Origin of the sequence: Paenibacillus sp. FSL R5-0636, from assembly GCF_037974255.1 — a bacterium.
GTDB classification, from domain to species: domain Bacteria; phylum Bacillota; class Bacilli; order Paenibacillales; family Paenibacillaceae; genus Paenibacillus_AQ; species Paenibacillus_AQ odorifer.
In genome coordinates, this window is record NZ_CP150232.1 from 1,120,470 (window position 1) to 1,132,604 (window position 12,135).

Annotated in this window: 10 protein-coding genes; 7 read left to right on the forward strand and 3 right to left on the reverse strand. The window is 44.7% G+C overall.

Annotated features, from left to right (window positions below):
• Window positions 1-52: 52 nt before the first annotated feature.
• On the forward strand, window positions 53-1,573 hold the full coding sequence (locus MKX34_RS04790; RefSeq protein ID WP_036676584.1) for a glycosyl hydrolase: 1,521 nt from the start codon (window positions 53-55) through the stop codon (window positions 1,571-1,573).
• 51 nt (window positions 1,574-1,624) lie between these two features.
• Window positions 1,625-4,330, forward strand: coding sequence for a discoidin domain-containing protein (locus MKX34_RS04795; RefSeq protein ID WP_081383823.1), 2,706 nt, complete (start codon window positions 1,625-1,627; stop codon window positions 4,328-4,330).
• Between the two features lie 87 nt (window positions 4,331-4,417).
• On the opposite strand, the gene MKX34_RS04800 is transcribed toward MKX34_RS04795, so the two are convergent.
• A complete protein-coding gene (locus MKX34_RS04800; RefSeq protein WP_076104224.1) occupies window positions 4,418-5,482 on the reverse strand; it encodes a GNAT family N-acetyltransferase in 1,065 nt (354 codons plus the stop codon).
• A 194-nt stretch (window positions 5,483-5,676) separates the two neighbouring features.
• Here MKX34_RS04800 and MKX34_RS04805 point away from each other — a divergent pair, with 194 nt between their 5' ends.
• Window positions 5,677-7,155, forward strand: coding sequence for a potassium/proton antiporter (locus MKX34_RS04805; protein WP_036676580.1), 1,479 nt, complete (start codon window positions 5,677-5,679; stop codon window positions 7,153-7,155).
• Between the two features lie 187 nt (window positions 7,156-7,342).
• Window positions 7,343-7,798: a Dps family protein gene (locus MKX34_RS04810; RefSeq protein WP_036676579.1), complete on the forward strand. Its 456-nt coding sequence runs from the start codon at window positions 7,343-7,345 to the stop codon at window positions 7,796-7,798.
• 94 nt (window positions 7,799-7,892) lie between these two features.
• Here MKX34_RS04810 and MKX34_RS04815 read toward each other — a convergent pair whose 3' ends face one another.
• Entirely contained in the window at window positions 7,893-8,597 is a 705-nt protein-coding gene (locus MKX34_RS04815) for an AIM24 family protein (RefSeq protein WP_076179877.1), read from the reverse strand.
• A gap of 49 nt (window positions 8,598-8,646) precedes the next feature.
• The gene (locus tag MKX34_RS04820; RefSeq protein WP_076104226.1) at window positions 8,647-9,114 is read right to left on the reverse strand and encodes a hypothetical protein; all 468 of its coding nucleotides are present in this window, start codon (window positions 9,112-9,114) and stop codon (window positions 8,647-8,649) included.
• Between the two features lie 225 nt (window positions 9,115-9,339).
• Between MKX34_RS04820 and MKX34_RS04825 the strand changes: the two genes are divergently transcribed.
• The 3 genes from MKX34_RS04825 to MKX34_RS04835 all read left to right on the forward strand — a co-directional run bounded on the left by MKX34_RS04825 (window position 9,340) and on the right by MKX34_RS04835 (window position 12,068).
• A complete protein-coding gene (locus tag MKX34_RS04825) occupies window positions 9,340-10,026 on the forward strand; it encodes a M50 family metallopeptidase (protein WP_076296154.1) in 687 nt (228 codons plus the stop codon).
• 190 nt (window positions 10,027-10,216) lie between these two features.
• Entirely contained in the window at window positions 10,217-10,903 is a 687-nt protein-coding gene (locus tag MKX34_RS04830; protein ID WP_036676574.1) for a hypothetical protein, read from the forward strand.
• A 199-nt stretch (window positions 10,904-11,102) separates the two neighbouring features.
• Window positions 11,103-12,068, forward strand: coding sequence for a WYL domain-containing protein (locus MKX34_RS04835; RefSeq protein WP_036676573.1), 966 nt, complete (start codon window positions 11,103-11,105; stop codon window positions 12,066-12,068).
• The last annotated feature ends 67 nt before the right edge of the window (window positions 12,069-12,135 follow it).

Sequence of the window (12,135 nt, forward strand, 5' to 3'; positions counted from 1 at the left end):
ATGTTTATTTAGCACCTGTAGAGGCAGTACAGCTACCGAAAGGAGGATTTATTTGCGTAAATATTATAAGAAAAACAGATTGTTGTTTACTATGTTACCGGTGTTTATTATTTTTTCCTTGCTGCCTTGGGGAGAGGTTAAGAGTCTTCCGAAGGCTATGAGTGTTTCTTCCTCTTTACCTCCGGTTATACCCAGTAATCCATCGGCTTCTGAAGAGGCTAAGCAACTGCTGAGTAATTTGGTGAATCTACGTGGCAAAGGGATTTTGTCCGGCCAGCATGATTATCTAGAAAGCCCAGATGAACTGGTTCATAAGCTGAAGAATACTTCGGGACAAAATGCCGTTCTACATGGTTATGAATTAGGGGCGATTAATAATCAATCCGAAGGGACGATCGCAGAACAGCGGCAAGCAGTGATAGACAGTGCAATTGAATGGCATCACGAGGGTGGCATTGTAGCCATGACATTCCATCAGAGTTTGCCGGGAACATCTCCAGAATGGTCCAATGTAAACAGAAGTCTCAGTCAAGAGAAATTTAATGCTTATGTTACACCTGGGACAGCTCAGTATAAGAGGCTAATCTCAGATCTAGACGAGGTTGCTGGATATTTGGGACAATTGCGTGATGCCGGAGTTCCGGTCTTATGGCGACCTTACCATGAAATGAATGGCGGTTGGTTTTGGTGGGGGAAAAAGGACAATTTTTCAGAGCTTTGGAGTATTGTCTATGATCGTTTTGTAAACACACACAAGCTAAATAATCTACTGTGGGTATGGAATCCGAATGCGCCGAATGAATGGTCAGATCCTTATGCTGCATATTATCCCGGTGGGGATAAACTCGATGTTCTGGCTGCGGATATCTACAATAACGATTATAAGCAGTCCTACTATGAGGATCTGCTCGCATTGGCCGAGGGTAAACCTATCGGAATCGGGGAGAGCGGACAGCTGCCGAACCCGGATGTATTAACTGAGAAACAAAATAAATGGGTCTATATGATGACCTGGGGAAAATTACTGACAGAAAATAATACGCTACAGTCAATTAAAAGCTTTATGAAAGACTCGTTTATAGTATCGAGAGAGGACTATGTTCTCACAACAGGAGGTCCTTCGATAGCACCCGTAACTCCGGTAACCCTAACGGGTTTAACTGGAGAATACTATAACAATACTGATTTAGAGGGAGAAGCGGTACTTATCCGCGATGACCGTAAGATTGATTTTAATTGGCATGGTGCGTCACCTGCCTCAGGGATAAATGAAGATCACTTTTCTGTACGCTGGAAAGGGAAGCTCAAACCCAAATTCAGTGAGAAATATACAATTTCAGCATCCTCTGATGATGGAGTCCGTGTCTGGATTGACGGAAAGCTGATCATCGACAATTGGAAAAATCAAAGTGCAACCCTTCATAAAGGAAGTATCCCGCTCACAGCTGGAACGCTTTATGATATCCAAATTGAATATTATGAGAATGAAGGAGATGCCAATCTTCGTTTGCTATGGGAGAGTTCCAGCCAGAAGCAGCAGGTAATTCCACAAGGGGCATTGTTCCTTCCTTAATCTAATGAAATGATAGGGTAAGACATTCCGGAAGAAAGAGAGGACCTATGGATGGGAATAACGAGGAGAATATCTAATAGAAAAAATAAGATATCTGCAAACAAACCATTACTGTTATTACTAAAATTCGCCGCATTAACCGTCTTGTTTCTGTTGTCTGTCTCTGTCTTCGGAACGAATAGGACAAACGATTATAAGGTAGGTGCCAATATACCGAGACTATCTGCAGGAACTGATGCTGCAGCAGAAATACCGGATGGTACTGTGATCTGGAATCTGGGACAACATGATGGCTCAGCAGCTGAATTCGCTGCGAGTGGCACTTCTGGCAGCAAGAAGGACTTTAATGTTCCTTCTTCGGTGCTCAAATCATCGGCTCTGCAGAGCTTGCCTGCAGGCTTGAATGGAAAGACCCAGCCGGAATTAACGATCACATATCAGCTAAATAAGATCCCGGAGAATGGGGTCTTATTTAGCGTAGGTATTCTGGATGCGTATAAATCCGTGCCGCAAATGAGTGTGTTCTCCAATCATCAATTGTCGGGGATCATTCAAATTGCAGGCGTTGCTGGCACAGAAAGTGAATATAGCTTTCAAAAGACCTATGAATTATATATTCCCAAGGAGCAATTGAAGATAGGAACGAACGAATTGAAGCTGCAAACGGTTCGCTGTTTATATTGCAGTGACAAAGAAGACGAATATTCCTGGTGGACTTGGGATAATCTCCGTTTAGAGTCTCTTAACGCTCCAATTTCTGAGCCTATCCATGGCAGCTACACATTGACCGGAACAGTAGTGAATAATAAGCAATTTTATTTCGATGAAGGTGCAGTTACGCACTTGCCTTATGTTATCAAATGGCTAGGTATGGCTTATAGCGGCAATGTGATGCGAACCAGCTGTGCCAGCGATGTTGGGCGGTCCTGCTCGGATATGATGGAATATTACAAGGTGTTGCAGGATTACAACATGCAGGCGGTTGCTCTGTATTTGCATACTGGTGATATTAAGCTTAAGGCAGACGGATCGTTGCCCGCTGATGCAGAGAAAAAGCTGACGGATTATTTTGAGCAATATAGCCCCTATTTTCAATATTATGAGGTAGATAATGAGCCAGGATTATTCAATCGTTCTAAGGCAGTTAACTTGGCGATTGCGGACTGGCTAAATAAAAAGGGCAAGCAAATCGCGCCCCATTTACAAACTGTTGCTCCGGGCTGGGCGTATTGGCCGAGTTACAGTGAGGATTCCTGCGGTAATCAGAAGGGAACTGGGAAGGAATGTGGAGATCCGGATGGCTGGGAACGTGATCCAGAGCAACGTATGGAGCTGGAGAAGGTTACGGATTTGACCAATGGACATTCCTACGGGGACTCTTATATTTTTAGTAATGGAGGAAGCTTTACTGAGAATTTGAAGACCTTCACTGGCGCAGACAATGGACTCGGCAAAAAAATGCTGACCACTGAATTTGGTACTTCGGACAGTCATGTGGATGCCTATCAATACGGGGCAACGGAGCGGACAGCGGCTGTATTCGACCGGATCATGCGTGCGCATATTGGTTATGCGGATATGTTTGTGCAGCATGCTGCTTTTTTTAAGGATTTCAGTTTATTCAAATACGGGTTTAATTTAGAAGAGCATGATCCGGCGACCACAGAGATTTATTATACAAAAGAAAATGAGGATTCACGTGTCAGCATCATGAGAAGGCTCAGTCTTGCCTATGCTACGCATGGAGCTCCATTAACTTATCAAGTTGCCAACAAAGATGTGTTAGCCGACAAGCTGGTATATGTTCGGGCCGTGGATACTTCTACATTGAAGCCTCTTGCGGGAAGCGGAGCGACCTCAAATAAGGTGCTGGTTAATTTCGTTAACTTTGAGTCTACTCCACAAACTGTGAGTGTAAATGTGACTATGCCGAAAAACGGGGTGTATGAAGGGGAACGTTTTGGAAACGGGGATACGTATGAAAAAGCAAGAAGTTATGTAACAGGTAAAAAGGCTACTCCCACGTTAACTTTTACGGAGACACTTGCTCCAGGAGAGGCTGTGCAGTATATTTTGCAGCCTTCCTCTGAAGTAAAGCCGTCTGCCCCTAAAGGATTCAAAGCCGCAGCAACAAAAGGTTTAGCTGTAAAATTAAATTGGTTGGAGGCACCGGGAGCAAGCTACGAGCTGCTTCGTGCTGAAGGTAGCGGGGGGGAAATGAAGGTGGTAGCCACCGATGTGAAGCTTACAGAATACACGGATCATAATTTACGTGAAGGGACGTTATATACCTACGCGGTAAGGGTATCAGGTTCAAATCTACTTTCCGACAAAATTCAGATTACAGCCACCGGCCTGGTTCCTCTGGATCGGACAAAGTGGAAGGTAACCTCAAATGTGAATACGGTGGCATCAGCTCCAAGTCTGGCCATCGATGGGGATCGGCGCACGCGCTGGGATACGGGGAAACATCAGGTTTCTGGAGAGTATTTTCAGATTGATCTGGGTGAAGCACATGAAATTGAAAGAATAGATTTGGACAGCACGTTATCACCATTTGATTATCCAAGAGACTATGTAGTTTATATTTCTGACGATGCTCAAAACTGGAACAAACTCACCTCTGGAAAAGGCACGAAAGAGCTTACGAAGATAACCTTTTCTAAGGTAAAGACACGGTATATCAAAATTGTACAGACCGGAGCGGGCGGGAATTATTGGTCTATTCAAGAGCTACAGGTGTACTCCAGAGAATAAGCAATTATTTGAATTTATATAACTGTTAATAGAGCATACTAAATAACCTCAGCGGGATCATTCTCCCGCTGAGGTTATTTTTGTGCTTTAAATAAAATGGAGACCAGACATATAAGGTAATGGAATTGCCTCAGATTCCCCTGAGGAATCTGAGGTGCGAAGCGGGCTCGCTGGATCAAACAGCAGCGAGATCAGCTCCTTGTCGTCCACGGACGACAAGTCGAGGCTACGCTTGCGGCATACTTCCGTCTGCCGCAAAAGCGCTTCCCGGTCTGCGATGCAGACCGTCCCGCTGTTCGCGCCGGCGCTTAAGGAGGCGCCGGCGTCCCGCAGAAGCGCGAGCAGGCTGCGCTCCTGCCACGGCACAGGCACTTGCAGCGTGCCAACGCCGTTGCACAGAGCCGCCTTGGCCAGCAACGCCGCTACCGCTTGCGGCTGGCCGGCCCAATCCACCGCCGTCGCTGGGCTCGGCGCCGGCACATCCGCCGCGGGCACAGCCATCGCGGCGAACCCCTCGATGCTGCCGTCCCGCACGGCTACGAGTGTGCGCTGGGACAAGCCCAGCACACCCGCGTAAGCCTCGGCACCCAGCAGCAGCGCCAGCTCACCCGGACTGTACATCTGTCCGGCTTCGCGTTCATTCAGCAGCCGGTTGACGGCGAAGAAGTCGCCCGGCTGCATTGGCCGCAGCGTCCATTCTTCCCCTGCTGCGGCAGCAAGTGCGTGAGCCGAGCTTGCGTTCAGCTCGGCAAATTGCGTACCGCCGAACGGTACGCATCCCGCTCGGGTATACAGCGAGCGGTCACCCGAGACAAAGATAAGTGATGCGCCAGCATTCGCAGCATGGGTCTGGCATAGCTGTAGAAGCTGACCGGCTAGTCCCTGGCCGCGATAAGCAGGATCTGTGCAAACTGCACCGATGGAGAATACGTTCAGGAGAGCTTCTCCAGTGCGGATCGTGGAGGGCACTAATCCCATAAAAGCAGCGATGCTACCGTCCTCGGCAACGGCTGCATAAGAGTGAGTGTAACCAGGGCTGAAAATCAGCGGAAACAGCTCTTTCATAGAAGTGTCGCCGGCTTTGCGAAAGATGGAATGGGCTAGAAGAGCGGCTTGATCCAGCTCCGCAGGTTTAATTAATCTCAATTGCATTTACAGTCAGCCTCCTTATATGTAAATACGAGCAGGGTAGGAAGGAATTATTTTAAGTATAAGCCCCAGCGGATGAAATCTTCAATCCTGCTTATATTATTCAATGTCTCAAAAGGATGTGGATAAGGGTAATAACGTACATAAATAAGGAAGCTTATATTTTAAGCTAGAAGAGAAAGGGAAGTGAATAAACGGTGACCCAACTTGCAGATAATATCATATTATTGCTGGCAGCTCTCTTACTTGTAGGTGTGTTTTCCACCAAATTCTCCACTAAATTTGGAATGCCAGCGCTAGTGCTTTTCCTTGCTGCGGGGATGGTACTGAGTCAATTTATCTTTTTTAACAATGCTTCCTTAACACAAATGGCCGGGATTTTTGCGCTGGTTGTTATCCTATTCGAAGGTGGGATGCAGACCAGTATTAAGGATATCAAGCCTATTATTCGGCCGGCATTATCCTTATCTACGGTAGGCGTATTGTTAACGACAGCTATCGTTGGGGTGTTCGCTAAGCTGATTCTTGAGGTGTCATGGGCGGAAAGTTTTCTGTTCGGAGCTATCGTGGGTTCGACTGATGCGGCTGCGGTCTTTTCGGTATTAGGCGGTAAGAATATTGACAAACGACTGACCTCGACACTCGAAGCGGAATCAGGTAGCAACGATCCTATGGCGGTGTTTTTGACAGTATCGCTGATCGAATGGATTCAGCATCCGGATATGGCGATATGGGGACTTGTGCTGTCCTTTATATGGGAGATGGCAGTTGGTTTGGTGATAGGGATTGTACTTGGCAAAATCGCAGTATATCTTATCAATCGAATTAACCTGGATTCCACGGGGCTTTACCCGGTATTGGCGATTGGATTTGCTGTCCTAACCTACGGGTTATCTGCACTCGTTCATAGCAGCGGCTTGCTGGCTGTCTATGTAATGGGTCTTACCCTTGGCAATTCTGAGCTAATGTATCATCGAACAATTATGAATTTTAGTCATGGCTTCGCTTGGATGATGCAAATATTTATGTTTATATTGCTGGGTCTACTGGTATTTCCACAGGAGCTGGCAGAGGTGGCTTGGCAAGGTATATTGCTGTCCGTCATTCTGATGGTTGTGGCAAGGCCCATTGGTGTGTTTATAAGCTTGCTCTTTTCCAAATTCTCTATTCGTGAAAAAACACTGATTTCCTGGGCAGGCCTGCGCGGAGCCGTTCCAATTGTACTGGCAACCTATCCGCTGCTAGCCAATCTTCCCCACGGACGACTGTTCTTCAATGTGGTGTTCTTCGTCGTGCTGACCTCAGCAGTGATTCAAGGAACAAGCATTTCACCGCTGGCTTCCCGGTTGAAGCTGGTGGGGCAAGAGGATTCAGCACAGCCATCACTGATGGAGCTGGTCGCCCTTGGCAAGACAGATTCCGAGTTCAACCACATAGGAATTGAACCTTACATGCCCATTGCCGGGCAGAAAATCTCCGATATTGGACTGCCAGATGATATCTTATTTACTGCTATTATCCGGAATAAAAGCATTGTCACCCCCCATGGCAGTACCGTCATTGAGCCAGGGGATACTGTATATGTCTTAAGTCCAAAGAGCAAACGCGATGAGATGAGGGCTTTTTTCCGGAGTCAGAAAGGGAAGACGGCGGAGGAAAATATATCTTTGATTTAAGTTTAGAAAGAGGCTGTTATCCAGAGTGTGACAGAGATAATAGGCGGTATAACAAAAGTTATGCTAGAATCGGCAACATGTAAATCTTCAAAGTGGTTGCAAAAAGCAAAAGGATGTGTTAAATTGTATATAGATTTAGAATGAGTCTAAATACAATATAATAAATTAACCATAGGAGGTTTTATTAATGAGTACACAACTAAAGAGCCAAACTGAACTGCACGCTGCTTTGAACCGCCAGACCGCGAACTGGTTCCTGCTTGGGGTAAAGCTTCATCATTATCACTGGTATGTTAGCGGATCCCAATTCTTCACGCTGCATGAGAAGTTTGAAGAACTCTACAATGAAGCTGCTGGTTATGCAGATGATTTGGCTGAGCGCCTGCTTGCTATTGGTGGACAGCCTGCCTCCTCTATGAAACAATATTTGGAGCTTTCCGATTTACAGGAAGCTCGTGGTGGCGAAGATGCCAAGGGTATGGTAATGGAGCTGGTTAGAGACTTTACGACTGTCTCTAAAGAACTGCAAGCTGCGATTGCTACTGCAGAAGAACTGGCTGATCAACCTACTGCGGATCTGCTGATTGGTATTAGAAGCAGCATTGAGAAACATGCATGGATGTTGAATGCTTTTATCGCCTAAGACAACAGTCTTATAAAGGATAGAACCACAAAGAGCGCCTGCGTATAGGATACGCATGGCGCTCTTTGTTTTGTTGTTTTACTGCTGAACACAACTATTTAATAAACACACCCCCGAAGGGGACTACCTCGCGTATAAATCGTTTAACAATTCCATCATCGTTATTATCTCTTTCGAATCGGCGGTTCTGACGTCCTGCCTGAAACAGCACAGGCCCGTGACCTGTCATCTTCCAGTGATAGCTCATATGCTGGCTAGCCAAATGGTTGCCGTAAACGGTGAGCTCCAGCTTGGCATTCTCAGGGTAGGCAATAATGCTGCCTGCATCGACATAAAGGGGGTTGGTCGGATGCAGTACAGCTTCACAGACCGTACCCTCCGTCAGTATGCCAATCATGCCATTGCCCGAAAATTTCACCTTTACAATATCCCGTGTAACGAGCACATTTTTCATGCTTAGCACCCGGGTCTCCAGCGAAATACCTATACTGTAGAAGAAGAGATGCTTAAAGTCGTACAGCAGATCGCTTTTACCATCGAGCTGTAGGATTTTTATGCGATAGCCTGGCGGAAGGGCGGCAACGAAATGGCAAGGACCTGCCATATCGGAACGAATCAACTTTCGCTTGCGGTATATGCCCTTTACATCCATAAATCTGTCCGCTCGTCCTGAGGAAGGACCTTGATAAGCGATAATTTGTTGTGGATGGAGTACATGAACCTCTTCCTTCTCCTGAAGGGAGAAGGCTACGGCTTGTCCGCTTCCACTGTCGCTTTCATCTTGGATATCGATGTTCATAGTTCATCTCCCTCATGCTGTGACTGTGATCTTCAATGAATACGTAAGACTAACGCAGACGATCGCCTTTTCGAGAACGGTAAAGCATGCTGAAACGAATAAAACGGATCAGTATAAAATAACCTAGGATTAGTCCAATCCCTGTAAAAATAGTCACTTTGATTTTATGATAATATTCTTCGCGTGCCGTCCGGTCATTTTTTAATTCATCAACCATCTGCGTCAGTTGGCGATTTTGCTCTTGTAGGCTTTCGTTCTGTATCCGGTAAGCTTCCATCTCCTGCGTGGTATTCGCGAGCTTATCCTTTGCCTGCTGAAGCTCTTCAGCAGTTTGCTGAAAACCTTCCTTTAATTCATTCACTTCGTTTGGCAGCTCGGAGAAATTTTTAACTCCATTATAGATATCACTGAATATATTAGCTTTTGCTACAGGAGCTGGCAGGCATACAGTAAGCGTCAGCAAGAACAGGAGCGAATATAACAGCTGTAGATATGCTCGGGATTTATGTTGCTTCATCTATATAATCACCACCCAATTTAGGCTTGTAGTTCTTTTATTTTAACACAGCTTGACAGCTTCTGACAGCGTACGCCATGGGACTGGCAATGCTTATAATGAAAGTAATTTTTACCTCCTTAAGGTTTTCGTTTACTCATTATTAAACACGATCAGTCCGTGATTATCTCGATTGAGAAGAGGTACTATTTATCGTATACTTTGGACGAAAGGGGCTGCTGTCGATTGAACAAATGGCTTAAAACAATATTGCTTCTGATCGGATCTGCTTTTTTGACTAGATTGATCCCATTTTCATCTTTGTTTCGGAATTTAGACACGATGATTCATGAATTTGGTCATGCTCTGATGACCTTACTACTGTCGGGTAGTGTGCTGAGGATTGAATTATACGCAGATCATAGCGGTGTAACCTATTCAGCCATTCAAGAAGGGGGCAAGGCAATATTAGTTTCCCTCTCGGGTTATTTGCTAGCCTCCTTATTTGCACTTCTGCTCTTCTATTTATATAGTAAGGGACGCCATGATTGGGGCCTTATCTTAGCTACGGGTGTGGCGTTGATTATGCTCCTGCTATACGTACGAGGAAGCTTTGGCATGATGTGGTTGGGCGGATTTATTGCGTTAAATATTCTAATGCTGGTGGTTTGGAAGAAGGCCAGCAAATATTATTATTTGTTATTGGCCTTTTTAACCTTGGAGGAGTCTGTAATGGGAAGTTTATTTCTGGTACACGCGGCTGCTGTATCACCGTCCCGTGCAGGAGATGCCAGCAATCTGGCAAGAATGACTCCCGTACCGGCTATATTTTGGGCCACACTGTTTTTTATATTTTCTCTGTTGTGTGCCAAATGGGCACTGGGACTATTTTTCAAGCGAGAGCGAGTGCAGACTAAATTAGGGAGTCGATGAGAAAAAAACATAAAATTTTCGTCATAAAAAGACAAAAGGGGTTGTTTTTACAAGAGTCAGTCTACTAAGCATGTAGAATGACTCTTTTTTTGTCGATAATATAGAACCGAACATACATTCCATGACATGGAGTTGTCCGCCATTATTGGTACATTAATAGAAGACCCAAAAAAAGAAAGAGGTGGAAATAATGATAGAAAGTATTCATCCCGTATTCACATGGAGTCAAAATCGTATTTTTGCAGGCGGCAATCGTAATGTTATCTTGCTTGTCGAATGGAAAGGGAATATGCCTTCAGAGCACAGCCGACCCAGCAGTTATAAAGTGGTTGCACGTGAAATCGAACTGCGGGTTTGGCTTGAACCCCATGTAACTTTTAAGCGCTCGTATGGGTGTGAGTTTGAAGTCGGTGAAGGCAGTTCGCTACTTCTTAAGCTTGGCAAAATAAAAACGGGGCAACGAAAGTTTATTGCACTGGAATTCAATATCTCTACTACTATTGCAGGTAGATATGAAGCTCTTTCCTTACAGTGGAAATATAAAAAGCCAACCGTAGAGCGTGTTCAAGAGCTTCCAGTAAAGGTTCTTGAGCTAGAATACACTCATCATACTCAGGTTCTGAGTGAAACCTGCTGCTTTCATGTAGAGAAACATCTGGAATTGTTAAAAACAGCTGAAACGATTGAGGAGGCAACCACGTTGCAAAATGAAGGACAACATAGTCAAGCTCATGAAATGCTCTGCCGTCACGCAGATAAATTACTATTACTAGCCGTACGTTCTGGAGATCCTTTACTACTTAAAGAGGCCGAAATGTTGTATAAACAGATTGGATTCGAGTATCAGAAGCGGGGTAAAACTGCTACTGGAAATTGATATAGGACATACAACTAGAAGATGCATATTGACGAAAAAAGACCTATACATAAATTTGTTTTGTCAGCGGGTTCGGCGGAAAATAATCAGAAGAATTGTAATATAAAATGTGGTAACATAGTAAAAAAGTTCTATCACACTATTACTTTTTTTCATAAAATAATGGGTCTATTTAACCATAAATCAAGGGGAACTGAATATGACAGACCGATTAATCCGACTGATGCGCATTATTACACTTGTTCAAGCCAAGCCAGGGATATTAGCCCGTGAATTGGCGGAACGCTGCGGCAACAGCGAGAGAACGATATACCGGGATATGGACGCGCTTAGCGCCATGCATATTCCTATAACCCACCTTGGACATGGAAAAGGCTATGCTTTTATTGGCAATTTTGCACTTTATCCTTTGGATTGGTCGGAAGAAGAGGCGGCTGCGTTTTCGCAATTACGCTATATTATGGAAGATATTAAACCCGTTCTGCCTATCGATTTTGAAGGCGCTTATGAAAAAGTAGTCGCAGCTGAATACAAGCGAAAGGCAGAGCGGGAAGAAACGATAGAACGTGCAAGAAGAGAAGCAGGTACAAGCTGGTTGGAAAGAAGCGGTGCACAGATGGAGCATCAATCTTTTTTAACACCTATTTTGGAGTCTTTATTAAAGCAGAGGAGTATTCAAGCGAATTATTGCGAGAATGCGGTGGAGGAGAAGGAAATAACCATCGATCCTTATTGTTTAGTCCCACTGGAAAATCGTTTTCATCTCATTGGATTTTGCCATCATCAGGGTGTTATTCGTACATATCATATCAACGATTTTTCAAACGTAAAGCCATTAAACCGCTGCTTCTCAAAGGAATCATTTGATTTGCAAGCTTTTATGAAGCAAAAATGGTCACTTGACCGCGATAGTTTGCAGGTAGAGTTTAAAGTGAAATTTTCGGAGCGAATCATGGAAGGGCTAAAGAAAGAGGATTTGCCCTATAAGCCGAATAAAGTAGACCGTCAAGCTCGGTGTTGTTATTTTAAAGTCGCATTGGAACAAGATATTGCATTTGTCCGCTGGATTAAGCGATTTGAAGAGGATGCGGAAATCATAGAGCCGTTTTATTATCGTGAAGTGCTCAGGCAGCAGTTGGAGAAATGGATATCGCAATATAAATAAGATGGATTCTCACCTTCAAATGAAATATTCGTTTACATATATTATTACAAATCGAAAATTATAGAAT

What these genes read in the sequence shown, in the direction of transcription:
- MKX34_RS04795 (WP_081383823.1), top strand. Translation starts at nt 1,625, where the DNA reads ATGGGAATAACGAGGAGAATATCTAATAGAAAAAATAAGATATCTGCA.
- MKX34_RS04800 (WP_076104224.1), bottom strand. Translation starts at nt 5,482, where the DNA reads ATGCAATTGAGATTAATTAAACCTGCGGAGCTGGATCAAGCCGCTCTT.
- MKX34_RS04810 (WP_036676579.1), top strand. Translation starts at nt 7,343, where the DNA reads ATGAGTACACAACTAAAGAGCCAAACTGAACTGCACGCTGCTTTGAAC.
- MKX34_RS04815 (WP_076179877.1), bottom strand. Translation starts at nt 8,597, where the DNA reads ATGAACATCGATATCCAAGATGAAAGCGACAGTGGAAGCGGACAAGCC.
- MKX34_RS04820 (WP_076104226.1), bottom strand. Translation starts at nt 9,114, where the DNA reads ATGAAGCAACATAAATCCCGAGCATATCTACAGCTGTTATATTCGCTC.
- MKX34_RS04830 (WP_036676574.1), top strand. Translation starts at nt 10,217, where the DNA reads ATGATAGAAAGTATTCATCCCGTATTCACATGGAGTCAAAATCGTATT.
- MKX34_RS04835 (WP_036676573.1), top strand. Translation starts at nt 11,103, where the DNA reads ATGACAGACCGATTAATCCGACTGATGCGCATTATTACACTTGTTCAA.